Raw genomic sequence first — 26,284 nt, forward strand, 5'->3', positions numbered from 1 at the left:
CAAAAGTGAAACGATCGTTTTCGTTACGACAGTGGGTGTTCCTCGGGAGTGGGGTGGCCCTGATCGCCGCGACGTACGGGCTCGTCCGCCTGGCGTTCGGTCTCTTCCTGCCCGACGTCGAACGTGACCTCGGGCTGCGTCCGGACGCCGCCGGGTGGGTCTCTTCGGGCGCCTCGGCGATGTACTGCGTCGGCGCGGTGGTCGGGTTCCTGGTCGCCGCACGGGTCCCCCGAGTGCTCGTCACCGCGGCGTCCGGGTTCGCCGGGGTCGGCGCACTCGCGATGGCGACGGCACCGGGGCCGTGGATCTTCGGGATCGCCGCGGTGCTCGCCTCGACCGGAGCCGGGCTCGCGTCACCGGCCCTCGTGCAGCTCGTGTCGCGCACGGTGCCGGAGTCCGTGCAGGGAACGGCGCAGGCGGTCGTCAACTCGGGGACCGGCCCGGGGCTGGTCGCCGCCGGCGTGCTCGCGCTCGTGCTGCTGCCGGACTGGCGGACGGCCTGGGCGTGGTCCGGGGTGTTCGCCCTCGTCGTCGGCGTCGTGCTGGTGCTCGTGTCGCGCGGGAGCGGGTCCGGCGCCGACCGGGCCACCGCACCGGGGACGGCGTGGCTCGCGGCGCACCGTCGGGTCCTGACGCTCGCACTGCTCTTCGGCGCCGGGTCGGCGGTCGTGTGGACGTACGGTCGGTCGGCGCTGGTCGACGCCGGCGCGCCGGCCGTGGTGTCCGTGTCGGCGTGGATTGCGCTCGGCGTCGGCGGCGCCGCGGTCGCCGTGACGGCACGGTGGACGAGCGGACTCCGCGCGCGGGTGCTCTGGGCGGTGACCGCAGGCGCCGTGGCGGTGGCCGTCGTCGCACTCGGGCTCGCGCCGCAGGCCACGGCGGTGGCGATGCTGGCCTGCGCGGTGTTCGGCTGGGGCTACACGGCCGCGACCGGGGCGTTGATCGCTTGGACGACCGAACTCGACGCTGCGCGGTCGTCGGCGGGGACGTCGATGCTCTTCGTCGCACTCGTGCTCGGGCAGGCCGTCGGAGCGGCGGCGTCGGGCGCGCTCGTCGGTGTGTCGGGCTACGCGGCGACGTTCGTGGTCGGTGCGGTCGTCACCGCGGCGAGCGCCGTACCCGCCGTGGTCGGCAGGCGCGGAGACCCTCCGCACGGTGACGCCGCCGTCACAGGAGTGGACGCAGCTCGATCTTCCGGTTGCACGCCTGCGACGCCTCGTGCGCCACACGGAGCGCCGTCTCGGCATCCGGCAGCTCCATGACCCAGAACCCCGCGACGAACTCGGAGCTGTCGGCCACCAGCCCTGGCGTGGTGTCCGAGCCACCGCCACGGGCGTCGACGACGATGCCGTCGGCGGGGGCGGACACCCCGGCGGCGAACACGACGGCGTCCCCCAGGCGTTCGTTCAGGACATCGACCGCGGTGGCCTCGGCCTGGGTGGCGGACTCCGTCCGACCGGCAGCGTCGGCCTGCCCGTCGTCGATGACGTTGACGAGGAACTGCATGACGTCTCCCCTGCTCGTTGGCGGGAGGCTACTCCCGCCCGGAGCCACCCGCTAGCGTTCTCTGCATGGGGACGACGGCGGAGTGGTCACGGCTGCCCGTGGGGCGCCGTGAGCACCGGCAGGACGCCGTGCTCGCACTGGTGCTCGCCGCCGGTCTGGCCGTCACCACGGTCCTGTACGGGTCGGCCGGGACCTACGGCGACGACCAGGCGGCCTGGTGGGTCTCCGCGCTGATGATCGTCGCGAACGCCGCCCCGATCGTGTTCCGGCGCCGGTTCCCGATGTCGGCAGCCGTGGTGTCCGCGCTGGCGTTCGCGGCCACGCAGCTGCTGCAGGTGCCCGAGGTGTTCCTGGTCAACTTCACGCTGTTCATCTCGCTGTACTCCGTCGGCGCGTGGTGCTCCGACCGGGTGCGGGCCGAGGCGGTCCGGTGGGTCGTCATCGGCGGGATGTTCGCGTGGCTGTTCATCGCGATCTCGTTCGGCTGGGCGGTGCCGAACGCGCTGCCGAACGACGAGGGTTCCCTCATCCCGCCGTACATCGCGTACTCGCTCCTGAACATCGTGATCAACGTCATCTACTTCGGTGCCGCCTGGTACGCGGGCAACCGGGCATGGGCCTCGGCCGTGGCCCGGCACCAGCTCGACGAACGCACCGCGGAGCTCGCGGCCGAACGGGAGCGCAGCGCTGCCCAGGCCGTCACCATCGAACGGGTCCGGATCGCCCGCGAACTGCACGACGTCGTCGCGCACCACGTGTCCCTGATGGGCGTGCAGGCCGGTGCCGCCCGACGCGTCATCGACCGCGATCCGGCACAGGCGACGGCGTCGCTCGGCGTGGTCGAGGAGAGCGCGCGCACCGCAGTCGAAGAGCTGCGGCGGATGCTCGGCACCCTGCGGTCGGCCGACGAACCGAGCGCCGGGGACCCCGGTGTCGGGGACGGTCCGAGCACCGAGGGCATCGCGCGCATCGTCGAGCTCGCCGAGTCGGCCCGGGTCGCCGGGCACCCGACCGAGTACGTGGTCGTGGGCGACGAGCGTCCGGTGCCGCCGACGGTCGCCGCCGTCGCGTACCGGATCGTGCAGGAGGCCGTGACGAACGTCCTCAAGCACGCCGGCCCCACCGCCCGCGCCGACGTCCGGGTGCGGTACCTGGACGACGGCCTCGAGGTCGAGGTCACCGACGACGGCCACGGCGGCCGCGCGGTGCGGAACCCGTCGGGCAGCGGCCTCGGGCACGTCGGCATGCGGGAGCGCGTCGCGGCCGTGGACGGACGGATCGAGATCGGGCCACGCGCCCGGGGAGGCTACCTGGTGCGGGCATGGCTGCCGACGACGTGAACGAGACGAACGACCGGACCGAGGGCACCGGCGATCTGACCATCGTGCTCGCGGACGACCAGGAGCTGGTCCGGGCCGGGTTCCGCGTGATCCTGGAGTCCGAGCCGGGGTTCCGGGTGGTCGGCGAGGCCCCCGACGGAGCCCGTGCGGTCGATGCCGTTCGGACCCTGCACCCGGACGTGGTGTGCCTCGACGTGCAGATGCCCGGCGTCGACGGGCTCGAGGCGGCGCGGCGGATCGCAGCGTTGCCGGACCCGCCGGCGGTGCTCATCCTGACGACGTTCGACAGCGACGACGCGCTGTTCCAGGCGCTCGAGGCGGGTGCGAGCGGCTTCCTGCTGAAGAACGCCTCCCCCGAACGGCTGATCGACGCCGTCCGGACCGTCGCCGCCGGGGACGCCCTGCTCGCGCCCGACGTCACGCGGCGGGTGATCAGCCGGGCGACGGCAGCGCCGGTGGCGAGCGGCCGCGCCTCCGACCGGTCCGGCGACGCCGCTCTCGCATCCGCCGGGCTCACCGAGCGCGAGACCGAGGTGCTCCGGCTGCTCGCCCGGGGGCTCAGCAACGCCGAGATCGCCGCCGAACTGTACGTCGGTGACGCCACCGTGAAGACCCACGTGTCGAACGTGCTGCAGAAGCTCGCGCTGCGGGATCGCATCCAGGCGGTCGTCTGGGCGTTCGAGCACGGCGTCGCCGGCTGACCGAGCCGGACCGAGGAGGCACCGGCAGGACAAGTCCGCACGGTGCCGCGTTCGCACCACGCCCGCACCGTGCGCCCTCGCTCACCCCGTGCAGCCTTGACCGCACCGTGCCCCGCCACGACCACGCACCGAGCAACCAAAGCCCCACGGGCCGAACAACCCCGCACCGTGCCGGTCGCCGCACACCGCGCGGCACCACGCGACGACCCCGCCCCCTCCCCCGTGCGGTGGAGCCGACCGCCCACCCAAGTCCCGCCGGACGGCGGAGGCGACCCGTGCCTCCTGGCCAATAGCGTCGACGCAGGCGGCGCAGGCCGTCGCGAGAGGGGTACGACATGCTCACCATCGAAGGGGTGACGAAGCACTTCGGCGACCGCCGGGTGCTCGACGACGTGGGGTTCACGGTCGGCGACGGCCGCCTCACCGGGTTCGTCGGCGGCAACGGCGCCGGCAAGACGACCACCATGCGCATCATGCTCGGTGTGCTCCAGGCCGATGCCGGCTCGGTCTCGATCGACGGCACCGAGGTCCGACCCGCCGACCGCCGCCGGTTCGGCTACATGCCGGAGGAACGCGGCCTCTACCCGAAGATGCCGGTGGCCGAGCAGATCACCTACCTGGCCCGGTTGCACGGCGTGGACAAGCGCGCGGCGACCACGCGCACCACCGAGCTGCTCGAACGGCTCGAACTGACCGGCCACGCCGACGACGCCGTCGAGAAGCTGTCGCTCGGCAACCAGCAGCGGGTGCAGATCGCCGCGGCCCTCGCGCACGACCCCGAGGTGCTGGTGCTCGACGAACCGTTCTCCGGCCTCGACCCGATGGCGGTCGACACGGTGCTCGGTGTCCTGCGCGAGACCGCGGCCCGGGGCGTCCCGGTGCTGTTCTCGAGCCACCAGCTGGACGTCGTCGAGCGGCTCTGCGACGACGTCGTCGTGATCGCGGGCGGCACCATCCGCGCCGCCGGCCCGCAGGACGAACTCCGCAAGCAGGCCGGCCCCGCCGCCTGGGAGCTGCTCGTCGACGGTGACGTCGCCTGGCTCCGCGACGAGCCCGGCGTGACGGTGCGCGAGTTCGACGGCGGTTACGCCGTCTTCGAGGCCGAGCCGGCCACCGCCCAACACGTCCTGCAGCGGGCCGTGCAGCACGGCACCGTCGGCTCGTTCGCCCCGCGGGTCCCGCGGCTCAGCGAGGTCTTCCGGGAGGTCATCCGATGAACGACTCCTTCGTGCAGGCCGTGCGGCTCGTCTCCGCACGCGAGATCCAGGCACGCATCCGCAGCAAGGCCTTCGTGGTCTCCGCCCTCATCCTGATCGGCATGGTCGTCGCGTCGATCGTTGTCGGCGGCATCGTGAGCAAGGCCACCGCCGACGACACCACGCCGGTCGCGGTCGTCGACGGCGTCTCGCTGCCGACCACCACGGGCCTCGACGTCACGGACTCCACCTCGGTGGCGGACGCCGAACGGCTCGTGCAGAACGGCGACGTCGACGCGGCGATCGTGCCGTCCGACGACCCGCTCGGGTACAAGGTCGTCGGCCTCGACGAGGCACCGACCGACGTCGTCTCCGCGCTGAGCGTCACACCGCGGATCGAACTGCTCGACCCGGACGCGCTGCCCGGCGGACTCGTCTACCTCATCGCCATCGCGTTCGGTGTCGTGTACTTCGCCTCGGCCGTGACCTTCGGCCAGTCCATCGCGCAGAGCGTGGTCGAGGAGAAGTCGACCAGGGTCGTCGAGATCCTGATGTCCGCGATCTCGGCCAGGGCACTGCTCGCCGGCAAGGTCCTCGGCAACAGCGTCATGGCGTTCGCGCAGATCGTCGCCGTGGCCGTCGCCGCGGTCGTCACCCTGGCGGTCACCGGGCAGGACAACATGTTCTCGATGCTCGGCCCGAGCATCCTCTGGTTCGTCGGGTTCTTCGCCGTCGGCTTCGTCCTCATCGCGTCGCTCTTCGCCGCGGCGGCCGTGCTCGTGTCGCGTCAGGAGGACGTCGGCAGCGTCACCACCCCGGTGATGATGCTCGTGATGATCCCGTACATCCTGATCATCGTCGCGTACAACAACCCGACGGTGCTCGGCATCATGTCGTACGTCCCGTTCAGCGCTCCGATCGGCATGCCGATGCGGATCTTCCTGGGTACGGCCGAGTGGTGGGAGCCGATCCTGTCGCTCCTGATCGTGGTCGCCTCGGTGGTCGTGGTCGTGCTCGTCGGCGCTCGCGTCTACGAGAACGCGCTGCTGCGGACGGGCAGTCGCGTGAAGCTGACGGAGGCGCTGCGCGGCTGACGCCGCCGACCCCGCAGGTCGGACGGGAGGCCCGGATCACGTGAGCAGGTCGGCTCACGTGGTCCGGGCCTCCCGTCGTCAGTCCGCGCGCACCGAGAACACGTCGCCCGGCTGGCACCCGAGCTCCTGGCAGAGCCGGGTGAGGGTGGAGAACCGGATCGCGCGCGCCCGGTTGTTCTTCAGCACCGACAGGTTCACCACGGTGACCCCGACCCGGTCGGCGAGCTCGGTCAGGGTCATGCCGCGAGCGGCGAGCAGCTCGTCGAGGTGGCAGACGACCGCGTGGCCGTCCTCCTGCTCCGGGGGCATCAGACCAGCCCGGACTGGTCGCGCACCATCCGCTGCGAGGCGGTGAGGGCGAACCGGAAGCAGATGACGACGAGCAGGCCGAGGTACACGGGCACGAACTGGTGGTCGACGTCCGGCGTCGGCAGGTGCCCGTCCCACCCGAGCCCCGACACCACCCAGTTCCACCCCATCCGGCGGACGAACTGGGGCACGAAGCCGGCCACCAGCACCGCAGCGGCGAGCCAGTCGAGGATGCGGGTCGTCGACCGGTCGAACAGCCCGCCGCGCGAGATCTTCCAGGCCACCGCCGCGACGAGGGCGATGAGCGCACTGACGAACAGGACCTCGAGCGTGTCACCGACCCGGATGTACCCGATCGCCCCGGCCGGCACGTCCGCGATCGGAGCCCGGAGCACGAGGTGGTCGGCGGTGACGGTCGCACCACCGGGCGGCTGCGGGACGTCGCTCGTCGCGGTCATCCGGACGGGCACCGACACCGTTCCGGAGCCGACCGAGCGGACGAGCAGGTCGACGTACCGCCAGACGACCAGGACGATGCCGATCGCGCAGCAGGCGACGTAGGCGAGGTAGGAGTTCCGCCCGCGGGGCGGTTCGTACACGGGTGCGGTCATGGCGTCTTCCCCTGTCGATCATCGGTACCATCGAAATTCGATACAACGATAAACGATGGGTCCGACCGGTGCAAGAGCCTGCGCCGCTCCGACCTACAGCAGGCCGAACACCGCCTGCGCCCCGAGGCTCGTGCCCGCCACCAACACCCAGAGCGCGATGCCGAGCAGCATCGGACGGAACCCGGCACGGCGCAGCGCCGCGAAGTCCGTCGAGCAGCCGATCGCGGCGAGCGCCACCGTGATGAGGAACGACGCCGCGGTCGAGAACCCCGGGGCAGCCCCAGCCGGCAGCACCCCGACCGTGCGGAGCAACACCACCACCAGGAACCCGATCAGGAACCACGGGACCAACCGGAACACGCGGAACCCGCTGCGCGACCCCGTGTCGGGCGCGAGCTGCTCGCGGGAGGCGCGTCGGGCCTCCAGTCCGGCCAGCCCGATGACGATCGGGATGATCATCAGGGTCCGCACCAGCTTCACGACGACCGCCGTGTCGGTCGCCTGGCGACCGTAGACCGTCGCGGTGGCGACGACGGACGACGTGTCGTTCACCGCCGTCCCCGCGAAGACGCCGAAGGCGTGCTGGCTGAGCCCGAGGGCGTGGCCGAGCAGGGGGAAGGCGAACACGGCGGCGATGTTGCAGAGGAAGATCGTCGACATCGCGTAGGCGACGTCCGCGCTGACTGCACCGATGACGGGCGTGACGGCCGCGATCGCGGACGCACCGCAGATGCCGGTCCCGACGCCGATCAGGGTGCGGAGGGCGCTCGACACCCGGAGCAGCCGACCGATCCCCCACGCTGCTCCGAGGCACACGACCAGGGTCGTGAGCATGACCGGCAGGGTCTCGCCGCCGATGCGCAGCACCTCGCCGATCGACAGCTGCGCGCCGAGCAGCACCACGGCGAACTGCAGCACACGGCTCGACGAGAACTTCACGCCGGGAGCGAGCACGGCGAGGCTGCCACCGGTGCGCCGACGGACGAGCCAGCCGAGCACCGCGCCGATCAGGACGGCGGGGACGGGCCCGCCCACGACCGGGACGGCCGTGCCGACCAGGGTGGCGACGAGGCCGATCGCGACGGCGACGGCGACACCGGGTGCGGCGGTGCGGGCGAACTGCATGGGACCAGCATCTCGTGCTCGCGGCCGTCGTGCGGTGCAGCCGGGCAGGATGGTGCGGTGGAGTACGCGGGCGAGCGGTGGGTGCAGCGGCTGCGCGACGGCGAGATGCCGAAGCGGTGGCCGGTCCTGGTCGGCCTCGCGATCGTCACGGTGGCTGGCGGGATCGGGGTGTACTTCTCGGCTACCCACCTCGACGGCATCCTGCACTCGGACGCCCGACGCCCCTTCGCCCTGCCGCTCTTCTCGGTGCTGCTGCTCGGGTCCGGGCCCGTGGCTGCGGTGCTGTCCTGGTTGCGCGGGCGGCGCGACCGCATGGTGCTGGACCGGATCCGCCGGAACGGGACGACGCCGCGGTTCCACCTGCCCGTTCTCTGCACGGGCCAGTACGCCGCCGACGACTTCCCGGCCCCGAGGCCGGAGATGTGGACGGTCGACGCAGCGGGCCTCCACGCGTGGTCACCCGAGCGCGACGCACCGGTGTTCGACCTGGTGTGGGACGACATCAGGACGATCGAGCTCGCCTCGACGGACATCCGAGGACAACGCACCGACACCGGCATCTGGATCGTCACCGAGGCGGTCGGCCGGTTCGTGCTGCTGCCGCGGGCCGTCATCGGCAGGCCGTTCGGCGCGAGCGTGACGAAGATCCACATCCTGATGCAGGTGCTCCGGTCGCTGCGGCGGGAGTTCGACCCGGGCACGACGCAGCGCACCCCGCGCTGAGCCGACGACGGGCCGACTCAGCCGACGGGCGGGACCTCGCCGGTCATGTCGACGCGTTCGGTGCCGTCGTTCCAGATGTACGTCGCGGTGGTGCGACCAGAGGCGTCCGCGTTCGCCTCGTTCGCCTTCGCGTAGGTGTAGGTCACGGAGATCGAGGCGTCGGACAACCGCTCGACCGCCGGCTCGAACGCGTACTGCTCGGACGTCGCGGTGCCGAGGTAGCGGCCCTGGTGGAAGAGCAGGATCGCGTACGGCGACCCGGCCGTGGCCATCTCGGGTGAGACCACCGACCAGGAGAGTGCCGCGCAGGCGTCGTAGCCGGAGTAGTCGGCGTTCGCGGCATCCCACTTCGTGCCCTCGAGGCCGGCGGGCGACGGCAGCGCAGCGATCCCAGATGCCGCTGCCTCTGCGCCGCTCGCGGGTCCACACGTGGGGGTGGGCGTGGGGGTCGGCGTGGTCGTCGGCGTCGGGGCGGCCGCCGTGTCCGTCGGCGCCGCGGTCACGGTCTCGGTGATGGTCGGGGTCGCGTCACCGCCCTCGCCGCCGTCTCCACCGCCGGAGCACCCGGTCAGCAGGGCCACCAGGGCGGCGCCGGTCAGGAACAGGGCACTCTTCGATCCACGCACCCCTCCACCGTGGACCGTCGACAGCTGTTCCGCTCGCATCGTTACCGGCCCGTAGTCTGCTGGCATGGGGGCAACAGCGGGGACGGTCGACGTCGTGGACGACGTGCTCGCGGGTCCCCACGGCCCGGTGCCGATCCGGCGGTACCGACCTGCGGACGCCCGAATCGCGCCGACGCTCGTCTGGTTGCACGGCGGCGGCTTCTTCCGCGGCGACCTGGACCTGCCGGAGTCGGATGCCGTGGCTCGTGCGCTCAGCGCGCGCGGCGTCCCGGTCGTCACCGTCGACTACCGGCTCGGTCCGATGCCGGGCATGCCCTGGGTCGGTCGGACGGGCCCACGAGCGCGCCGCCGTGCGCCGCATGCACGCGACGAGGTCGTGGCGGCGCTCCGCACACTCGCGACGGAGTGTCCCGCCGGCACGGTGCTGGGCGGCGCGAGCGCGGGAGCGTGCCTCGCCGCCACGGTGATCCCGGCCGCCCCCGCGCTCGCCGGCGCAGTGCTCGCGTACGGGTTCTTCCACGCGCGGATCCCCCGCGACCCGGCCGTGCAGCGGCTCGTGCGCGGGCACCGGCGCATCACGCACGCTCCGCTGCTGCTCGACGCCGCGAACCGCACCTACGCCGGGCCGCTCGGTGCCGGAGCGTTCCCGGCACCGCAGGCGCTCGGCACGTTCCCGCGCACGCTGATGCTCGACGCCGAGCGGGACACGATGCGCGCGTCCGGCGACCGGTTCGCCGGGCAGCTCCGCGCAGCCGGGGTCGACCTCGAGCGCCAGGTGCTGCCCGACAGCCGGCACGCCTTCCTGAACCGTCCGGCGAGCAGCGACTTCGCGGCTGCCGTCGATCGGATCGCGTCCTGGGTGGTCCGACGGCCCGACTGAACGGTCGAGCGTGTGCGACCGTCGGACATTCCGGTGACGCCACGACGAAGCGGACGTATTCTGCTGTCGGAAGCAACGGCGGTTCCGAACACCCTTCGCCACGTTCACCGTCGTGGCGTCCCGCCTCTGCGACGAAGAGTCCCACCGTGACCGAACACCTCATCGAGTACGTCGCCCGTGACCGCACGGGCATCACTGCTGTCGTGACGACCACCAGCGTCATCGACGTCGACACCGTGATCCAGCACATCAGCTCGGGCCACACCGGCTACTACGTCGCTGCCGACTCGTGGAAGCGGACACCGGTCCGGAGCATGTCGTTCATCGGCGGCACCTACCTGTTCGCGAACTGGGACGGCTCGAAACGGAACATGCTGCACGACCTGGCGTTCCGGTCGCCGACGCGGGCGGTGCAGACCGCGGAGGTGCCGGAGTCCCGCTTCGCGCGGTTCCTCAGCGCGGTGTTCGGCCGCCGGCTGCCGCAGCCCTGACCCCTGCACGCTGCTGGCGCCGATGGCGATGCGGTGTCGACGCGGTGTCGACGCGGAACGACGTCCTCGATGTCGTACGACGACGAGGACGTCGTTCCGAGTCGACGAGCGACCCGCCTACTTCTCCCCGTCCTCTTCCGGGTTGAAGTGCGAGTCGTCCCCGACGTGGCCAGCGGCCAGGCCGTCCGGGTCGTTGGGGATGGTGTTGTCGTCGCCGAGCCCGCCCGGCTTCTCGGTGCCCTCGGAGTCGTTCACGGGGGCCTTGGTGTCGTCGTCGTGCGTGTTGCTGCTGTCGGTCATGGTCTGCTCCAGTGCAGTGGTCGAACCGAGGGCGACGCCCCCGGCAGGTGCTGACCTCGGACGCTACGTGCCGCTGCTCGGAATCAGGTGACACGGCGCCGCGCGCTCGGTAGATTGTTCAACAACCCGCGACGACAGGGAGTCCCCGTGACGACGATCGACCTGAACAGCGACCTCGGCGAGGGCTTCGGCGCCTGGACCATGGGCGACGACGCCGCGATGCTCGACGTCGTGTCGAGCGCGAACATCGCCTGCGGGTTCCACGCCGGCGACCCGACGATCATGCTCGCCACCGCCCGCGCCGCTGCCGAGCGCGGTGTCGCCATCGGGGCGCACGTCGCCTACCGCGACCTCGCCGGCTTCGGTCGCCGACCGGTGCACGTCACCGCGGACGAACTCCACGCCGACGTCGTGCACCAGCTCGGCGCGATGGCCGCCACGGCACGGGTCGCCGGAACAGCGGTCACCTACGTCAAGCCCCACGGCGCCCTGTACAACACCGCGTGCGCCGACCCGGTCCAGGCCGAGGCCGTGGTCCGGGCGATCGCCGACGTCGACGGCTCGCTGGCGGTGCTCGCGCTGCCGGGTTCCGAACTCCTGCTCGCCGCCGAACGCCACGGGCTCCGCGCGGTGGCGGAGTCCTTCGCCGACCGCGCGTACGAACCCGACGGCTCCCTGGTGTCCCGCAGCAAGCCGGGCTCCGTGCTCCACGATCCGGACGAGGTCGCCGCCCGGGTACTCCGCATGGTCACCGAGGGCGTCGCGACCGCCGTCGACGGCTCCGAGCTGCAGGTCCGTGCCGACTCCGTCTGCGTCCACGGCGACTCCCCCGGTGCCGTCGCGATGGCCCGCGCGATCCGAACGACCCTGACCGAGCACGGCGTCACGATCGCGCCGTTCGCACCCGCCGCACCGTGACCGGCGTGGACTTCCGGCCCGCCGGCCGCGCCGCCCTGCTCGCCACCTTCGACTCCCTGCCGCAGGTCGTCGCGTTCCGCACGGGGCTGGCCGAGGCTCGGCTGCGCGGCCTGACCGAGGTCGTGTCGGGCGCACGGACGCTGCTGCTCCGGTTCGACCCGGCGACGACCGACGCCACACGGCTCCGCAGTGCACTCGAACGGGTCGCACCCGCCACCGACGCCGATGCGGCGAGCGCCGCGGATCCCCTCGTCGTCCCGGTGGTCTACGACGGCGAGGACCTCGACCAGGTCACCGCCCTGACGGGCATGGACCGCGACCGGTTGATCGCGTGGCACACCGGCCAGCTCTGGACGAGCGCGTTCTGCGGCTTCGCCCCGGGCTTCAGCTACCTCACCGGCACCGAACCGTCGCTCGACCTGCCACGCCGGAGCGCGTCGCGCACCGCTGTGCCGAGCGGTGCTGTGGCCCTCGCGGGCGAGTTCAGCGCCGTCTACCCACGCGTCTCCCCCGGCGGCTGGCAGCTCATCGGCCGCACCGACGTGCCGATGTGGTCGCTCGACCACGAACCGCCGGCACGGGCGCCGGCCGGCACACGGGTCCGGTTCGTCGACGCGGGTGCGGCATGAGTGCGCTGACCGTCCTGCAGGTCGGCTTCGGCGTGGCCACGCAGGACTTGGGACGGCCGGGCTTCAGCGACATGGGACTCGGTGCGGCGGGTGCCGCCGACCGGGGGTCCGCAGCACTGGCCAACCGGCTGGTCGGCAACCGTCCGGATGCGGCCGTCCTGGAGGCTCTGCTCGGCTCCGTCACGCTGCGCGCCGACGCGTACGTGGTCGCCGCCACCGCCGGGGCCGCCTGCCCGGTCGAGATCGAGCGGGCAGACGGCCGGGTCCGCGGAGCGGCCTCGCACGAGGTCCTGATGCTCGCCCCGGGCGACACGCTCCGGATCGGTACCGCCACCACCGGGCTGCGCTCGTACGTCGCGGTGCTCGGCGGGTTCGCGGTCGAGCCCGTGCTCGGCAGCCGCTCGTGGGACGCACTCGCACGCCTCGGGCCGCCCCCGTTGTCGTCGGGCGACGTCCTGCCGATCGGCGATGCCCGCGCGTCGTGGCCGATCGTCGACGCCGTCCCGCAACCCGACGAGCGCTGGCCGGACGACCCCGTGGTGCTCGAAGCGACCGCCGGCCCTCGCGACGACTGGTTCACACCGGAGTGGCGCGACACCCTGACCGGCCAGGACTTCACCGTCGGGTCGGACAGCGACCGCGTGGGTGTCCGCACCACGGCTCCGCAGCCACTCGTCCGCGCCGTGACGGTCGAGTTGCCGAGCGAGGGGGTCGAGACCGGATCACTGCAGGTCCCGCCGGAGGGCTTCCCGGTGCTGTTCCTCGCCGACCACCCGGTGACCGGCGGCTACCCCGTCGTGGCGGTCCTCACACCGGAGTCGGTCGACCGTGCGGCGCAGCTCCGTCCGGGCGACACCGTCCGCTTCCGGCTCGTCGGCTGAAGGCGGGCCTGCGCACCGATCCGGAACAGGTCGGCGCCGCCGCGGGTTGAGTCGGACACTGCCGACCAGTTGCGTCGGAGTGCCGACGAAAGGTGCACCACATGTCGATCACCGTCCTGCTCGATGTCCAGTTCCGGAGCGACGTCCCCACCGACACCGTCGAGGCGGCGATCCGCGAGACGCTCGCGCAGACCCGCGCCTTCGACGGCTGCGAGTCCCTCGAGGTCCTGGTCGACGACGCCGACCCGACGCGCGTGGTCGTTGTGGAGTCCTGGACGAGCGGGGCCGCCCACGACGCCTACGAGGCGTGGCGGGCGACCCCGGACGGTGCCGCAGCGATCGGGCCGATCGTCGCCGCTCCGCCCGTCGCGCGGACGTTCGAGCGGACGATCGCGCTCGGCTGACCGGGTGTGGGTCAGCCCGTGTACTCGTACGTGCTGACCCAGTCGATGTCCAGGTGCCCGGCGGCACCCCAGTTCCCGACCTGGAACATGTAGCGGTGCGCCGTCTTCGGCACGTTCGAGGTGACGGTCTTGATGACCTTGCCGTCGAGCAGGTACTTCACGGACGTGCCGGGGATCCACTCGACCGAGTAGACGTGCCAGCTGCGCCAGGTCACCCCGGTGCTCATGCTCGTCGCGTTCGCCTCCTGCCCGGCGACCATCGAGTGGTGGTGGAGCATCGGCGCCCCCTCGAAGTTCGCCTCGGGGTAGTCGATCTCGCCGTCCGACCAGACGTCGGACGACGGCCACAGCATGAACGCTGCACCGTTCCCGTTGCCGCCGGTGGCCTTCGCGCGGACGCTGAACTTGCCACCCACGTGCGACCACGCGCCGTTCGGGGTCCCGAAGGTCCCGGCGGCGCCGTGCTTGCCGTCGAGCTTGACGTCCATGTAGCCGTCGCGGGCGCTGACCTGCGAGCCCGACCAGTACGTGCCGCCGGTCCCGTCCGGGTAGGGCTGCCACGAGTTCGCGTAGGTCTTCGCGAACGGTCCGTTGGCCGACGCCGCCCTGCTGAAGTTCTCGACGAAGGTCTGCTTGAACTTGCCGACGTTGCCGACCGGGGCGGTGACCCCCGCGTAGGCAACGGTTCCCGCTCCGAGCGGTGCCGCCACGACGACGGCTCCGATGAGTGCGGCGATGAGTGCTGTCCGCCTGATCCTGCGGTGCTGCATGTGTCACTCCCTGCTGTGACTGGTGGCACCCGTTCCCCTCGGGTACCCAGCCGTATCTCGGCTGCGCACCGAGGGTAGGTGCATTGCGCAACCGACGCAGGGGGTTGACAGCAGCACGCCGAACCGGCGACCATGCCCCTCGTTCGGGGGTCAGCGTGCGGCGTGCTCGCGTGCTTCCATGGCGTCCCAGGCGAAGCTCGCGAGCCAGTGCGTGGAGTAGTACTCCTCGCCGACACTGGCTGCCAGCCCGGAGGCCAGCAGCCGGTCGGCCGCCTCGTCGAGCAGGCTCGCGAGTCCGTCGTCGTCCAGCTCGCCGGCGCGCAGGGCGTCCGCGATGCGCCGGGCCGATCCCGCTCGTGACAGGTCGAGCCCGAACAGGTGCACCTGCTGCGGGTCGGCCTCGTCGCGGACCACCGTGGACTGCAGGATCGCGTCGCCCGACCGCACCTGGGCGAAGAAGCCGTCCGACCACGTCGCGAACTCGGCCGGGGTCAGCACTGCCCGCATCAGGTCGGCCTCGGCCAGCCCGGCCGACAGGAAGTCGTGTCCGCTGCGCTCCCAGGCGAACGGCCAGCCGGCGTCATCTCCGAACCACTCGCGCGCGGCACGCTCCACCGTCGCGGCGAGCTCGTCGCGCCCGAGCGACCGTGCGGCCTCGAGCACGAGCAGCAGCCCGAAGGCCGAGTTCGAGTGCACGCCGTGCCGGACGGGGTGGGCGGCACCGTCGACCCAGCGGGTGACGAGGTCCTCGAGCACGTCGACGACGGGCACGAACCCCGGGGCGAGCTCCCGGATCGCCGGGACGTCCGACGCGGAGACCTCGGCGGCGAGCTTCGCGAGCCAGGCCCACCCGTAGGGGCGCTCGTAGTGCGGCGTCGTGTGGAAGTAGGCGGCTTCCGTCGCCAGGTGATCCGCGCTCAGGTGGGCCCGCAGGATCGTGGTGAGTCGGGCCTCCAGGTCGGCCGACAGGCCGTGCGCGACCAGACGCGCTGCGAGCCAGTGCATGTGCACGGACGAGTGCCAGTCGTAGGACGTCGCGAAGGCGGGGTGCAGTTCGACCGGCAGCGCCCGGTCGTCCGGGCCGGACGTCGTGTGGTGCGCCGCGTACGGGTACTCGCGCGAGGTGTTCTCGGCGGCGACGGCAGCGAAGCGGTCGGCCCACGCGGCCCGGGTCAGGTCGAGCGGGGCAGCATCAGAAAGCGACAAGGTACATGACTCCCATGTTGACGACGAGCAGGATGGCGGCGGTCGGGATCTGCGCCTTGATCGGGCCGTACTTGTCCCGCATCTCGAGCAGGGCAGCCGGCACCAGGTTGAAGTTCGCGGCCATCGGCGTGACCAGCGTGCCGCAGAAGCCGGCGAGCATGCCGATGGCGAAGATCGCGGCGGGGTTGCCGTCGAAGCCCTGCACCAGGACGGGCCATCCGATCGCGGCCGTCATGATCGGGAAGGCGGCGAACGCGTTGCCCATGATGATCGTGAAGAGCGCCATGCCGAGGCAGTAGACGACCACCGCGGCGATCAGCGAGCCGCCGGGCAGGATCGACTTGATGATGGTGCCGACGGCATCGCCGACCCCGGCCTGGGTGAAGACGATGCCGAGGGTGGAGAGCATCTGCGGCAGGAGCGCTGCCCACCCGATGGCCTGCAGCAGTCGACCGCCCTCACGGATGGGCGTCGCGATCCTCGGCGGACGCAGGACGAACACCGCGACGACGACGGCGAGCACCGAGCCGATGCCCAGGCCGGTCAGCGTCGCACTGCCCTCGGCGAGCAGGGGCGCACCGCCGATCGAGACGAGCGGCCCGAGCGTCGCGACGAGCACGGCGACCACGGGCACGACCAGGGCCGGGATGAAGAGCCTGTTGCCGAACCGGGTGGCGAACGCCGCGCGCTCGTCGGGGCTGGTCGTCGCGAGGACGCTCGTGCTGGCGGACGGCTTCGTGGCGGCAGCGGTGGGTTCGGCCGGGCCGGTCTCCGCCCCCGTGCCGGCACCGGGGATGCTGGCGACCCGCGTGCGGCTGGTCGTCCCGGTGAACCCGAGTCCGGCGAGCGCGACCATCACCAGGACGGCGATGCCGAGCACCCACGACGGCGCGGTCTTCGCGGCCACGAACGTGCCGTAGAAGAACGAGACCCCGAGGATCCCCCAGAACGCCGCGTTGCCGAGTCGCTTGGCGTGCGAGGTGTCCGTGACGATGAGGACGGCCACCGCGATGAAGAACGCGCCGATGAGCCAGTAGAGCCATTCGCTGGTGATCACGCTGCAGCTCCCTGCGTCGGGGCGTCGACGCGGCCGTCGGCGGCCATCTTGTCGAGCGTGCGGTCGAACAGCAGCAGTCGCGTGCCGTGGACCAGGAGCGCGGCGATGCCCGTCGGGATCGCCCACAGCGCCAGGTCGATGGGCTCGAGCGACAGACCGTAGGTGGCGTCGACGAAGGTGGTGATGAGCAGGATCGAGCCGACGGCGACGAACACGTCCTCGCCGAAGAAGACCCCGACGGTGTCGGACGACGCCGAGTACCCCTTGATCTTCTCGCGCATCCGTTCGTCGATCCGGCCGTACTTCTTGATCGCCGCACCTTCGGCCATCGGGTGCACGAGGGGCCGCACGGTCTGCGCCGGCCCGCCGATGCTGGTCAGGCCGACCGCGGCCGTGACCTGCCGGATGGCCAGGTAGCCCGCCAGCAGACGACCCGTCGTGAGCTTGTCGAGCTTCGCGATCAGGCGCTTGGCCTGGTCCTGCAGCCCGTAGCGCTCGATCAGGCCGATGACGGGCAGGACGAGCGCGAAGGTCGTGACGGACCGGCTCGACGCGAAACCGTCGCCGAACGCAGTGAGGATGCCGACGGGACCGATCCCGCCGATGGCCGCGGTGACGATGCCCGCGACGGTCACGACGAGCAGCGCGTTGATGCGCAACGCGAACCCGATGATGACGACGGCGACGCCGATGAGGACGAACATGCGGGACAGTCTGGCCCGCATTGTTCAACAATCGCAAGAGGCTGTTCTGCTCTGTAACACGACGGTCACACGGTGCGAGGTTCGCACCTGCGATGCCCGAGGCCGTGTCAGGATCGGGACATGACCCGAACCGTCAGTGGTGCCGACTCGACGGCCGATCGGCTGCGCACCATGATCGCGTCGGGCGAGTTCTCCCCCGGGGCGCAGCTGTCCGAGGAGCGACTGAGCGACCAGCTCGGGGTGTCGCGGAACACGCTGCGCGAGGCCTTCCGGCTGCTCGCGCGGGACCGGCTGGTCGAGCACGTCTTCAACCGCGGGGTCTTCGTGCGACGACTCTCCGCCGAGGACGTCACCGACCTCTACGCCGCCCGGCGGGTACTCGAGGAAGCCGCGGTGCGGGCGTGCACACCGACGTCACCGGCGCTCGACGCTGCTGCCGCCGCCGTCACGGCTGCTCGGGACGCTGCGGTCACGGGCGACTGGGGTGCCGTCGGCACGGCGGACATCCGGTTCCACTCCGAGCTCGTGCGCGCGGTTCCGAGCACACGGATCCACGGGCTGATGGACGGGCTGCTCGCCGAGATGCGGCTGGCCTTCCTGACGGCCGACGACCCGGCGTCGTTCCACGCCGAGTTCGTGGAGCGGAACGAGGCGATCGTCGTGGCGCTGCGCGCCGGCGACCAGACCGGGGCCTCAGCACTGCTGGCGGACTACCTCGACGATGCGGAGCGGACGCTGCGGGTCGCTGCGGGCGCGGCAGGCTGACGGGAGGCCCGGTGCGGGTCGTTCCTGCGGCCTCGGGCCGCCGCGACTAGCGCTGGTACCGCCCGAGGCCGCGCTTCTTGTCGCGGAGCGCGACGGCGAGCATGCTGCCGCCGAGCACGAGCCACAGGACAGCCATGAACACGCGGAAGCCACTCGGTTCGATGACCGCCATGACACTCCACAGCACCCCGACCGCGATCCACACCGCGCCGACCCAGACCAACGGCCGCCCGAAGGCTGCCCGGAGAAGACGGCTGTCACTGCTCATGGGCCGAACCCTACGCCCGCGCGCACGACACGTCAGCCCCCGACGAGCGCCTTCACCGCGTCGATCACGATCTGCCGACGCCGCGCAGGTGCGACCGCCGCGACCAACGAGCCGTACTCGGGAGAGGTCGAGCTCCAGAACGCGGCGAGGTGCATCACCAGACCGAGCAGCACCGCCGGCCGGTAACTGCGCGGCAGGACCCCGGCGCGCTGGGCGTGCTCGACCGCGGCGACGGCTTCGGTGTTGCTGGCGATGACGGCTTCGAGCGCACCGTCACTCCCCCGCTCGAGGCGGTGCCACGTCGCGAGACGCTCAGCCCACGGGCGCTGCACGTACGAGTCGTGCAGGCGGGCGGCCCACTCGGCGAGGTCGTCGGTGTCGACGGGGACCTGGTCGAACGTCTCGGCGACGATCTGGGCGAGGAGGGCGTCGAACAGCCCCTCCTTGCTGCCGAAGTAGTGGAAGATCTGCGCCTTGTTGCTCGACGCCGCCGCGGCGATCCGCTCGATCTTGGCGCCGACGAGCCCAGCCGCTGCGAACTCGTCGCGTGCTGCGAGCAGGAGTCGTGCGCGCATCGCGTCGGCGGCTGGGGGCGTGAAGCGTGCCATGCAGACAACCGTATCGACCGAGTCGGCGCCGCGGAGTCGGATGGCCGCGATGCTGGGCCGGTCAGGCGCGCTGCCCTTGAGCACAGCAGCGAACACGACTCGCCGGTGACGTTGCACATTTCACCGGTGACCGGCAGGTTGGTGTCCAGTCGGCGAGGGACGCCGATCAGGAGGGAAGACCCATGACGTCAACTACCGTCTCAGCGAGCAAGCTCGCAGTCGTCGGACTACTAGCAGCCGGACTGTGCGCACCGATGCTGGCCGCCCCGCCAGCTCAGGCAGCGACAGGAGCTCCATCGTCATCGGTCGCCTCGATCGTCGAGGATCTCGACCTTCAGGCCGTCGATGTCGAACGGGGACTAGCGCTCATCGAGAGTATTCCGGAAGCTGTACTGCTGAACGGCCAGACTGCGTACGAGGAATGGGTAGCTGGTAACCCGACGATGCAGCGAGCGGCTCGGGCGAGCATCCTCGAGTGCACGGGCGCGATCGCCCTCTTGATTGCATCGACGGCATTCCCAGTCGCCAAGATCTTGAAGATCAAACGTTTGATCAACTCACTCGGCGGTGTCACAAAGGCAGTCCGAATCATGTGGGGCGCTTCGTTCAGCTGGGAGAAGATCCGAGCCCTCGGCGGGGCCGCGGCCGCACTTGGTGCAGAGCTCCTCGGGGTCGCGGCCGTGAAGCGAGGGTGCTTCCGATGAGTCGCTGGACGCCAGCACTGATCATCCTCGGTGGAATCGCGTTGACCGCCTGCGCATGGCTCACGCTCGACCTGCTCTACTCGTGCATGGCCGCGCTCGCGACGATCACGTACGCCACCTTCGCACCGGGCATCGTGGGAAACACGCCGATCCCGCGAGGGTCAGCGCCTGACCCCAGCCAGGTGAAGAGATGGCGCGAAACGCACCCAGGCTCGACCGTGAGTGAAGCAATCGCAGCCGTCACGAAGCGCTGAGGAGTCGGCTCGGAGGCCTGTCGGGACAGCGCCTCCGAGCCCCTCCCGGTGCCGCTGACTCCGCGCACCATGGCTGCCGGCGCGCGACCAGTGATGCATTCGTGCGCGAGAGAGTCGGTTTGCCGCGCGGAGAACGGCGCCGCGCACGATTTCCCCGCAAATGGGCAAGAATGCGTCCCCCGATCCTCCCTAGGCTCATGACAAGCGCACCACCACGCCGCAGATCCGCGGCCGGCCCAATGACGGGAGGTTCGACATGTCACAGTTCGTCCAGGAGTTCACGCAGGGCGCCATCGTCGGAGAACCCGAGGTCGTCGAGGACCGCACGTCGGTGCGCGAGGTCGCCGAGCATCCCGCGTGGACGCGGCTGAAGGCCGCTGTCGTGTCGTTCCGTGCGTTGCAGACGGCCGACGGCTCGATACCCGACCACGCGGATCACGCAACCGCTTCCGAGCACCTGGCCACGATCCTCCCGGCCATTTCCGAACTGGCACCGTTCTTTCCGCACGATGCGGCGTACCTCGCTGCACTGCAGCGCGACTTCGCACGCTGGGAACGCGACGGTTTCGGCGTCCCCGACTTCCTCGACGCACTGAACGCATTCCAGCCGCAACAGCACCGCGTCGACGGGCTCGGCCACTTGGTCGTCTTCCCGATGGTGACGCAGAACGGCAGTTCCTCGCGGTTCGTCGAGGCCGTCCTGGTCGAGGTCATCTGGCCGGAGTTCATCGCGGAACTCGAAGCGGGCGACTACAGCAACAAGCTCTTCGTCGCACTGCGGTTCGTCGACTTCACGCCCGGCTACGACACGAACTCGGCGGTGCTGTTCCCCGAGACGGTCGCGATGCGCGAGATCCCGACGTTCACGTGGGGTGCGATCTTCCAGGACCGCGAAGCCGCTCGCTACCGCAGAGTCGTCCGTGCCGCTGCGGAGATCACGAAACTGGAACTGCCGGACGACGCTGCAGCGATGCTCGACGACCAGGAGCTGACGGAACAGGTGTTCGTGATGTGGGACCTCATCCACGACCGTTCACACATGCGCGGGGACCTGCCGTTCGATCCGTTCATGATCAAGCAGCGGATGCCGTTCTTCCTCTACTCGCTGGAAGAACTGCGGTGCGACCTGACGGCGTTCCGGGAGTCCGTGCGGCTCGAACGTGCACTTTCTGCATTGCCGGATGCAGATCTCAATGATGCCCAACGCGCGATCCGCGACCACGCCCGCCTGGTGCAGTACGCCGTCGTCTTCGACCGCATCTTCCGGTTCGCGATCACCGGCAGCCGTGTCCGGAACTACGACGGACTCGGCGGGCAGTTGTTGTTCGCGTGGATGCACCAGCACGATGTCCTGCACTGGACGGACACGCAGCTCACCATCGACTGGGATGCGGTGCCGGACGTGATCATCGCGCTCAGCGATCAGATCAACGAGTTGTACCGGCGGTCGATCGACCGGCCGAAGTCGGCGCACTGGCTCGCTGCGTACGAGATGCTCACCCGGACGCTCACGCCGCACCCGGCGTCGAGATGGGCGCGTGGGCTGCCGGAGGAAACGCTCGCCGGAATGTCCAAGGGGTACACCGACGCAGTGATGGACGACGAATTCCCGCTGTCGATGTTCTACGAAGCGCTGAACAAGAAGATGGCTGCGGTCATCGCCTCGACCGCCGGCATCACCGGTTCGTCGTCGGTCGCGCCGTCCGTTGCGGACGTCGCCGCGTGAGCGCTCGGTCCTTGTCCGGTCGCACGGTGCTGATCGCGGGTGCGACCAGTGCCAGCGGCGCGGCGGTCGCGCACGCACTCACCTCCGCCGGGGCGACCGTCGTCGCGGTCGGCACCAGACCTGACGCACTGGAGGCCCTGCACGCCTCCGTCCCGGGCGTCACGACCCACACGTGCGACCTCGCAGACCTCGGTGCGGTCACCGCGCTCGCGGCTGCGGTCCGCGAGACGTCGGGACCGGTCGACGGGCTGGTCCACCTGGTCGGTGGGTGGCGTGGGGGCGGCGGCATCGCCGGCCAGTCGGACGAGGACTGGGACTTCTTCGACAGAGCGTTCCGCACCCTCCGGAACACCACGCGGGTGTTCTACGACGACCTGGTGGCGTCGCCGGCCGGACGGCTCGCGTTCGTCTCCTCCACCGCCGTCGACTCCCCCACCGCGGGTGCCGCCAACTACGCAGCCGCCAAGGCCGCTTCCGATGCTTGGGTCCGCGCCGTCGCACAGGGCTTCCGGAAGGACGCACCGGACTCGGCGGCAGCCACCGTGTTCGTCGTCGGCGCTCTGGCCGGTCTCGAAGAGCGGCTCGGCGACGAGGTCGTGCGGCTCTGGACGGCACCGCCGGCCGACGTGAACGGCGCCCGTCTCCCGCTCTCCCTTTCCTTAGGATGAACCAGTGACCCTTCGACTCCACGACCTGGACCTGCGGGGCTTCGCCTCGGACAACTACGCCGGCGTCCACCCCGAGGTCCTCGACGCGATCGCCGCGGCCAACGACGGCCACCAGATCGCGTACGGCGAGGACGTCTACACGGCCCGCCTCAACGAGGTGATCGCCGACCACTTCGGCTCGCAGGCGCAGGCGTTCCCGGTGTTCAACGGGACCGGCGCCAACGTCGTCGGGCTGCAGTCGATGCTGCCGCGGTGGGGTGCCGTCGTGTGCACCACGACCGCGCACATCCACACCGACGAAGCGGGCGCTCCCGAGCGCATCGGCGGGATCAAGCTGCTGCCGGTCGAGACCCCCGACGGCAAGCTCACCCCCGAGCTCATCGACAAGGAGGCCTGGGGCTGGGGTGACGAACACCGCGCCCAGCCGCTCGTGGTGTCGATCACGCAGACCACCGAGCTCGGCACCGCCTACACGGTCGACGAGATCCGGGCGATCGCGGACCACATCCACCCGCTCGGCATGACGCTGCACATGGACGGCGCTCGGATCTCCAACGCCGCCGCGACCCTCGGGCTCCCCCTGCGCGACTTCACGACCGACGCCGGCGTGGACGTGCTGAGCTTCGGCGGCACGAAGAACGGCATGCTCTACGGCGAAGCGATCGTCGTGCTCAACCCCGACGCATCAGAGGGACTGCACTACCTGCGCAAGATGAACATGCAGCTGTCGTCGAAGATGCGGTTCGTCTCGGCCCAGCTCATCGCGCTGCTGTCCGACGACCTGTACCTGCGCTCCGCCGGGCACGCCAACGCCATGGCCGCCCGACTCCGCGGCGCACTCGAGGCCCGGATCGCCGACGGCAGCATCCAGGGCGTCGGGTTCAGCCAGGAGACCCAGGCGAACGGGGTGTTCGCGACGCTGCCCGCCGGGGTGGCCGAGCGGCTGCGCAAGCACTTCCGGTTCTACGACTGGGACGCCAGCCGCAACGAGGTGCGGTGGATGTGCGCGTACGACACGTCGGAGCAGGACATCGACGACTTCGTGGCGGCGTTGACGCGGGAGCTCGACGCGGCCTGATCCAACGTAGAATCCCGTGTGATCTCCGAGCACCCCGAACCCAGCGGCATCCTCCCCGAGGACCTCGACGCCACGCTCCGGGTGCTCGAGCAGATGACCGAGATCGACGAGACACACCCCGACTTCGTGCGGGTGCGTCAGGCCACGGCGAAGATGTTCAAGGCCGTGAAGCGTGCGCACCGACTCGAGAAGCGCGCGGTCATCGCCGAGGCCGACCGCCTCGTGATCGCCGCCACCGCGACCGGAGCCGCCGACCGGATCGACGACGAGACCCGCGGGGTCCCGATCAGCACCTCGACCACGGCGTCCACCGCCGGCACACTGCTGAAGTCACGCCCCTGCTACATGTGCAAGCAGCGGTACACCGTCGTCGACGCGTTCTACCACCAGCTGTGCCCCTCGTGCGCGGCGATGAGTCACGCGAAGCGCGATGCCCGGACCGACCTGACGGGCAAGCGGGCGCTGCTGACCGGTGGCCGCGCGAAGATCGGCATGTACATCGCGCTCCGCCTGCTGCGCGACGGCGCCCACACGACCATCACGACGCGGTTCCCCCGCGACGCCGTCCGCCGGTTCACGAGCCTGCCCGACTCCGCTGACTGGATCTCGCGCCTCAAGGTCGTCGGCATCGATCTCCGCGACCCTGCTCAGGTCATCGGGCTCGCCGAGGACGTCGCCGCCGCTGGGCCCCTCGACATCCTGATCAACAACGCGACACAGACGGTCCGCCGCTCGCCCGGCGCGTACCAGCCCCTCGTCGACGCCGAACTCGCGCCGCTGCCGGACGGCCCACTGCCCGAGCTCGTGACCTTCGGGCACACGAACGACCAGCACCCGCAGGCGCTCGCCCGCTCGGTCACGGCGCACCCGATCCTCGCGGCCGCCGCAGCCCGCGCCGACGAACTGACCGAGCAGGCGATGGCTCCGGGATCGAGCTCGCTCGAGCGCCTGGCCATGGGCACCGCCATCGATGCCGGCGGACTCGTGCCCGACCTGCACGACGTGAACTCGTGGACGCAAGCCGTCGACGAGGTCGACCCGCTCGAGATGCTCGAGGTCCAGCTCGCGAACACGACGGCTCCCTTCATCCTGATCTCGAAGCTCCGGTCCGCGATGGCGGCGAGCGAGGCGAACCGTACCTACGTGGTGAACGTCAGCGCGATGGAGGGCGTGTTCGGCCGCGCCTACAAGGGGCCGGGGCACCCGCACACGAACATGGCGAAGGCCGCCGTCAACATGCTCACCCGCACGAGCGCGCAGGAGATGTTCGAGACCGATCGCATCCTGATGACGAGCGTCGACACCGGGTGGATCACCGACGAGCGACCGCACCCGACGAAGGTCCGGCTGGCGGAGGAGGGCTTCCACGCGCCGCTCGACCTCGTCGACGGGGCTGCCCGTGTGTACGACCCGATCGTGCGGGGCGAGGCGGGCGAGGACGTGTTCGGTGTGTTCCTGAAGGACTACAAGCCGAGCTCCTGGTGAGCCCCGCGGCCTGTCCGCCGCTCAGTCGCCCTCGTGCGCAGCCAGGGTCGCGAGTACGAGCTTCGTGATCCGACGCTGCCCCTCGTCGTTGGGGTGGATGCCGTCCGTCGAGTAGATCCCCGTCCCGGAGGTGTCGGCCTCGGGGAAGGTGTCAGCCATGCTGACGTACGCGGCGCCGCCCTTCGCCGCGGCACGCTTGATCTCTGCGAGGTAGCTCGACCACGGCTCCGCCATGCCGTCCGTCATGCTCGACGCCGGCGTGAACTCGCCGATCACGAGCAGCGAGGGCTCCGAGGGGAGCGCCGCGAGCGCCGCGAGAAACGCCACGTACTGGGCGCCGAGCTCCTCGGGTGTGAGGTTCGCCGCGTCGTTGCCACCCAGCGTGATGGTGATGAGGTCCGGAGCAGCACGACGCATCGCCGTCAGGAAGCCCTCTTGGTCCTTCGTGAACGTCGCGATCGTCGATCCCGAGTGCGCGGAGTCGTAGCGGTGGATCCCCTTGTCCCGGTCACCGTCGTAGATCGTGAACCCCAGCAAGGAGAACGGCGCGACGGCGGTGACGGTCACCGTGTGCTCCCCGCTCGACAATCCGTCCACCGTCGTGGTCGTCCCGGTGCTGGCGGTCCCCGTCGTGGCCACGGTCGTCGGTGCGGCTCCGTCGACGCTGTAGGTGAAGTCGCCGGACCCGGGGTAGCGCGCCCACCAGATGTCGATCCCTGTGCCCGAGAAGCCGTAGCTCCGCGAAGCGCCCGCCTGCATGGCGACCGATCGGTAGCCGAGGTCGGGGGTGGTGACGTCGAACTGACTCTCCCCCGTGCGCGCCGTCGCCCAGTCACCCCAGGTCGAGTCCGGTGCGTACACGGCGAACTGCGCCGGGAGGTACCCGGCCCCTCCGGTGACCCCGTCGGTCGGGTGCTCCGTGCGCAGCTGGTCGAGCGTGAGGTCCATCCACCGGGTGGGGCGTGACGAGGCGCCCTGCCCCTCGGTGATCGAGTCCCCCAGGGCGACCCAGTTCGCGGGCGCCTCGGTCCGGTCGGCCACGGCGGCGTTCCATGTCGCGAGCGGCTCGGCGACCTCCGGGGTCTTCGCCGCGGAGCACCCCGTCGCGACGATCGACACGAGTGCGACGACCAGGCCTGCGACGAGCCGGGGCGACCCGCGACGCCGACCGCGATCGGTGGTGCGCTCGTGGCCGTTCACGTTGTCTCCCCTGGGTGGGATGTGGTCCGCGACCGGGCGCCGGGTCGGGCAATGCTA

The 26,284-nt window shown here is 71.0% G+C and carries 32 protein-coding genes; 19 read left to right on the plus strand and 13 right to left on the minus strand.

Annotated features, from left to right (window positions below):
- The first annotated feature begins 35 nt into the window (after positions 1 to 35).
- Positions 36 to 1,262: an MFS transporter gene (locus EDF63_RS17705; RefSeq protein WP_185021506.1), complete on the plus strand. Its 1,227-nt coding sequence runs from the start codon at positions 36 to 38 to the stop codon at positions 1,260 to 1,262.
- Here the strand turns inward: EDF63_RS17705 and EDF63_RS17710 are convergent.
- Positions 1,168 to 1,506 (minus strand): YciI family protein, encoded by a 339-nt coding sequence (locus EDF63_RS17710; protein WP_123314294.1) that lies wholly within the window; start codon positions 1,504 to 1,506, stop codon positions 1,168 to 1,170. The genes EDF63_RS17705 and EDF63_RS17710 overlap by 95 nt on opposite strands.
- Positions 1,507 to 1,571: 65 nt before the next feature.
- On the opposite strand from EDF63_RS17710, the gene EDF63_RS17715 reads away from it, so the two are divergent.
- The 4 genes from EDF63_RS17715 to EDF63_RS17730 all read left to right on the plus strand — a co-directional run bounded on the left by EDF63_RS17715 (position 1,572) and on the right by EDF63_RS17730 (position 5,837).
- On the plus strand, positions 1,572 to 2,846 hold the full coding sequence (locus tag EDF63_RS17715) for a sensor histidine kinase (RefSeq protein WP_123314295.1): 1,275 nt from the start codon (positions 1,572 to 1,574) through the stop codon (positions 2,844 to 2,846).
- The gene (locus EDF63_RS17720; RefSeq protein ID WP_123314296.1) at positions 2,828 to 3,547 is read left to right on the plus strand and encodes a response regulator transcription factor; all 720 of its coding nucleotides are present in this window, start codon (positions 2,828 to 2,830) and stop codon (positions 3,545 to 3,547) included. The genes EDF63_RS17715 and EDF63_RS17720 overlap by 19 nt, the downstream gene beginning before the upstream one ends.
- Before the next feature lie 335 nt (positions 3,548 to 3,882).
- The gene (locus tag EDF63_RS17725) at positions 3,883 to 4,764 is read left to right on the plus strand and encodes an ABC transporter ATP-binding protein (protein WP_123314297.1); all 882 of its coding nucleotides are present in this window, start codon (positions 3,883 to 3,885) and stop codon (positions 4,762 to 4,764) included.
- Positions 4,761 to 5,837 (plus strand): ABC transporter permease, encoded by a 1,077-nt coding sequence (locus EDF63_RS17730; RefSeq protein WP_123314298.1) that lies wholly within the window; start codon positions 4,761 to 4,763, stop codon positions 5,835 to 5,837. The genes EDF63_RS17725 and EDF63_RS17730 overlap by 4 nt, the downstream gene beginning before the upstream one ends.
- Positions 5,838 to 5,915: 78 nt before the next feature.
- Here the strand turns inward: EDF63_RS17730 and EDF63_RS17735 are convergent, their stop codons facing one another.
- The 3 genes from EDF63_RS17735 to EDF63_RS17745 all read right to left on the minus strand — a co-directional run bounded on the left by EDF63_RS17735 (position 5,916) and on the right by EDF63_RS17745 (position 7,882).
- Positions 5,916 to 6,146, minus strand: coding sequence for a helix-turn-helix transcriptional regulator (locus EDF63_RS17735; RefSeq protein WP_123291745.1), 231 nt, complete (start codon positions 6,144 to 6,146; stop codon positions 5,916 to 5,918).
- Entirely contained in the window at positions 6,146 to 6,757 is a 612-nt protein-coding gene (locus tag EDF63_RS17740) for a hypothetical protein (RefSeq protein ID WP_123314299.1), read from the minus strand. The genes EDF63_RS17735 and EDF63_RS17740 overlap by 1 nt, the downstream gene beginning before the upstream one ends.
- 93 nt (positions 6,758 to 6,850) lie before the next feature.
- Positions 6,851 to 7,882 (minus strand): YeiH family protein, encoded by a 1,032-nt coding sequence (locus EDF63_RS17745; protein WP_123314300.1) that lies wholly within the window; start codon positions 7,880 to 7,882, stop codon positions 6,851 to 6,853.
- A gap of 57 nt (positions 7,883 to 7,939) precedes the next feature.
- Between EDF63_RS17745 and EDF63_RS17750 the strand changes: the two genes are divergently transcribed.
- Positions 7,940 to 8,605 carry a hypothetical protein gene (locus tag EDF63_RS17750; protein WP_123314301.1) on the plus strand — a complete coding sequence of 222 codons (666 nt, stop codon included), beginning with the start codon at positions 7,940 to 7,942 and terminating at the stop codon, positions 8,603 to 8,605.
- A gap of 17 nt (positions 8,606 to 8,622) precedes the next feature.
- Here EDF63_RS17750 and EDF63_RS17755 read toward each other — a convergent pair whose 3' ends face one another.
- The gene (locus EDF63_RS17755; RefSeq protein WP_185021507.1) at positions 8,623 to 9,231 is read right to left on the minus strand and encodes an LppP/LprE family lipoprotein; all 609 of its coding nucleotides are present in this window, start codon (positions 9,229 to 9,231) and stop codon (positions 8,623 to 8,625) included.
- A gap of 64 nt (positions 9,232 to 9,295) precedes the next feature.
- Here EDF63_RS17755 and EDF63_RS17760 point away from each other — a divergent pair, with 64 nt between their 5' ends.
- Complete coding sequence (locus tag EDF63_RS17760; protein ID WP_123314303.1) at positions 9,296 to 10,111, plus strand: alpha/beta hydrolase; 816 nt, start codon at positions 9,296 to 9,298, stop codon at positions 10,109 to 10,111.
- 146 nt (positions 10,112 to 10,257) lie between these two features.
- Positions 10,258 to 10,602, plus strand: a complete 345-nt coding sequence (locus EDF63_RS17765; protein WP_123314304.1) for a hypothetical protein — start codon at positions 10,258 to 10,260, stop codon at positions 10,600 to 10,602.
- 117 nt (positions 10,603 to 10,719) lie between these two features.
- Here the strand turns inward: EDF63_RS17765 and EDF63_RS17770 are convergent, their stop codons facing one another.
- Entirely contained in the window at positions 10,720 to 10,902 is a 183-nt protein-coding gene (locus EDF63_RS17770) for a hypothetical protein (protein WP_123314305.1), read from the minus strand.
- Between the two features lie 147 nt (positions 10,903 to 11,049).
- Here EDF63_RS17770 and EDF63_RS17775 point away from each other — a divergent pair, with 147 nt between their 5' ends.
- The 4 genes from EDF63_RS17775 (at position 11,050) to EDF63_RS17790 (ending at position 13,734) form a co-directional block, all read left to right on the plus strand.
- Positions 11,050 to 11,820: a LamB/YcsF family protein gene (locus EDF63_RS17775; protein ID WP_123314306.1), complete on the plus strand. Its 771-nt coding sequence runs from the start codon at positions 11,050 to 11,052 to the stop codon at positions 11,818 to 11,820.
- A 5-nt stretch (positions 11,821 to 11,825) separates the two neighbouring features.
- Positions 11,826 to 12,449, plus strand: a complete 624-nt coding sequence (locus EDF63_RS17780; protein WP_260233165.1) for an allophanate hydrolase subunit 1 — start codon at positions 11,826 to 11,828, stop codon at positions 12,447 to 12,449.
- A complete protein-coding gene (locus EDF63_RS17785; RefSeq protein WP_123314308.1) occupies positions 12,446 to 13,330 on the plus strand; it encodes a biotin-dependent carboxyltransferase family protein in 885 nt (294 codons plus the stop codon). Before EDF63_RS17780 ends, EDF63_RS17785 begins: the two co-directional genes overlap by 4 nt.
- A gap of 101 nt (positions 13,331 to 13,431) precedes the next feature.
- A complete protein-coding gene (locus EDF63_RS17790; RefSeq protein WP_123314309.1) occupies positions 13,432 to 13,734 on the plus strand; it encodes a putative quinol monooxygenase in 303 nt (100 codons plus the stop codon).
- A gap of 11 nt (positions 13,735 to 13,745) precedes the next feature.
- Here the strand turns inward: EDF63_RS17790 and EDF63_RS17795 are convergent, their stop codons facing one another.
- The 4 genes from EDF63_RS17795 to EDF63_RS17810 all read right to left on the minus strand — a co-directional run bounded on the left by EDF63_RS17795 (position 13,746) and on the right by EDF63_RS17810 (position 17,471).
- Entirely contained in the window at positions 13,746 to 14,504 is a 759-nt protein-coding gene (locus EDF63_RS17795; protein WP_123314310.1) for a glycoside hydrolase family 16 protein, read from the minus strand.
- Between the two features lie 150 nt (positions 14,505 to 14,654).
- The gene (locus tag EDF63_RS17800; RefSeq protein WP_260233166.1) at positions 14,655 to 15,710 is read right to left on the minus strand and encodes a DUF2891 domain-containing protein; all 1,056 of its coding nucleotides are present in this window, start codon (positions 15,708 to 15,710) and stop codon (positions 14,655 to 14,657) included.
- Positions 15,697 to 16,767, minus strand: coding sequence for a DUF979 domain-containing protein (locus tag EDF63_RS17805; protein WP_123314311.1), 1,071 nt, complete (start codon positions 16,765 to 16,767; stop codon positions 15,697 to 15,699). The genes EDF63_RS17800 and EDF63_RS17805 overlap by 14 nt, the downstream gene beginning before the upstream one ends.
- Entirely contained in the window at positions 16,764 to 17,471 is a 708-nt protein-coding gene (locus EDF63_RS17810) for a DUF969 domain-containing protein (RefSeq protein WP_123314312.1), read from the minus strand. The genes EDF63_RS17805 and EDF63_RS17810 overlap by 4 nt, the downstream gene beginning before the upstream one ends.
- A gap of 120 nt (positions 17,472 to 17,591) precedes the next feature.
- Here EDF63_RS17810 and EDF63_RS17815 point away from each other — a divergent pair, with 120 nt between their 5' ends.
- On the plus strand, positions 17,592 to 18,236 hold the full coding sequence (locus tag EDF63_RS17815) for a GntR family transcriptional regulator (RefSeq protein ID WP_123314313.1): 645 nt from the start codon (positions 17,592 to 17,594) through the stop codon (positions 18,234 to 18,236).
- 46 nt (positions 18,237 to 18,282) lie between these two features.
- On the opposite strand, the gene EDF63_RS18480 is transcribed toward EDF63_RS17815, so the two are convergent.
- The gene (locus EDF63_RS18480; RefSeq protein WP_148061831.1) at positions 18,283 to 18,504 is read right to left on the minus strand and encodes a hypothetical protein; all 222 of its coding nucleotides are present in this window, start codon (positions 18,502 to 18,504) and stop codon (positions 18,283 to 18,285) included.
- Between the two features lie 32 nt (positions 18,505 to 18,536).
- The gene (locus EDF63_RS17820; protein WP_123314314.1) at positions 18,537 to 19,112 is read right to left on the minus strand and encodes a TetR family transcriptional regulator; all 576 of its coding nucleotides are present in this window, start codon (positions 19,110 to 19,112) and stop codon (positions 18,537 to 18,539) included.
- Between the two features lie 182 nt (positions 19,113 to 19,294).
- Here EDF63_RS17820 and EDF63_RS18485 point away from each other — a divergent pair, with 182 nt between their 5' ends.
- The 6 genes from EDF63_RS18485 (at position 19,295) to EDF63_RS17850 (ending at position 25,027) form a co-directional block, all read left to right on the plus strand.
- Positions 19,295 to 19,816 (plus strand): hypothetical protein, encoded by a 522-nt coding sequence (locus EDF63_RS18485; RefSeq protein WP_148061832.1) that lies wholly within the window; start codon positions 19,295 to 19,297, stop codon positions 19,814 to 19,816.
- A complete protein-coding gene (locus EDF63_RS18490) occupies positions 19,813 to 20,070 on the plus strand; it encodes a hypothetical protein (protein WP_148061833.1) in 258 nt (85 codons plus the stop codon). The genes EDF63_RS18485 and EDF63_RS18490 overlap by 4 nt, the downstream gene beginning before the upstream one ends.
- A gap of 256 nt (positions 20,071 to 20,326) precedes the next feature.
- Complete coding sequence (locus EDF63_RS17835) at positions 20,327 to 21,796, plus strand: DUF6421 family protein (RefSeq protein ID WP_123314317.1); 1,470 nt, start codon at positions 20,327 to 20,329, stop codon at positions 21,794 to 21,796.
- The gene (locus tag EDF63_RS17840; RefSeq protein WP_260233167.1) at positions 21,793 to 22,464 is read left to right on the plus strand and encodes an SDR family NAD(P)-dependent oxidoreductase; all 672 of its coding nucleotides are present in this window, start codon (positions 21,793 to 21,795) and stop codon (positions 22,462 to 22,464) included. The genes EDF63_RS17835 and EDF63_RS17840 overlap by 4 nt, the downstream gene beginning before the upstream one ends.
- Before the next feature lie 4 nt (positions 22,465 to 22,468).
- Positions 22,469 to 23,542, plus strand: a complete 1,074-nt coding sequence (locus EDF63_RS17845; protein WP_123314318.1) for a low specificity L-threonine aldolase — start codon at positions 22,469 to 22,471, stop codon at positions 23,540 to 23,542.
- 18 nt (positions 23,543 to 23,560) lie between these two features.
- Positions 23,561 to 25,027 carry an SDR family NAD(P)-dependent oxidoreductase gene (locus tag EDF63_RS17850; RefSeq protein WP_123314319.1) on the plus strand — a complete coding sequence of 489 codons (1,467 nt, stop codon included), beginning with the start codon at positions 23,561 to 23,563 and terminating at the stop codon, positions 25,025 to 25,027.
- Between the two features lie 21 nt (positions 25,028 to 25,048).
- Here the strand turns inward: EDF63_RS17850 and EDF63_RS17855 are convergent, their stop codons facing one another.
- Positions 25,049 to 26,227 (minus strand): SGNH/GDSL hydrolase family protein, encoded by a 1,179-nt coding sequence (locus EDF63_RS17855; RefSeq protein WP_185021508.1) that lies wholly within the window; start codon positions 26,225 to 26,227, stop codon positions 25,049 to 25,051.
- Between the last annotated feature and the right edge of the window lie 57 nt (positions 26,228 to 26,284).

It is taken from the genome of Curtobacterium sp. JUb34 (genome assembly GCF_003755065.1).
GTDB lineage: Bacteria > Actinomycetota > Actinomycetes > Actinomycetales > Microbacteriaceae > Curtobacterium.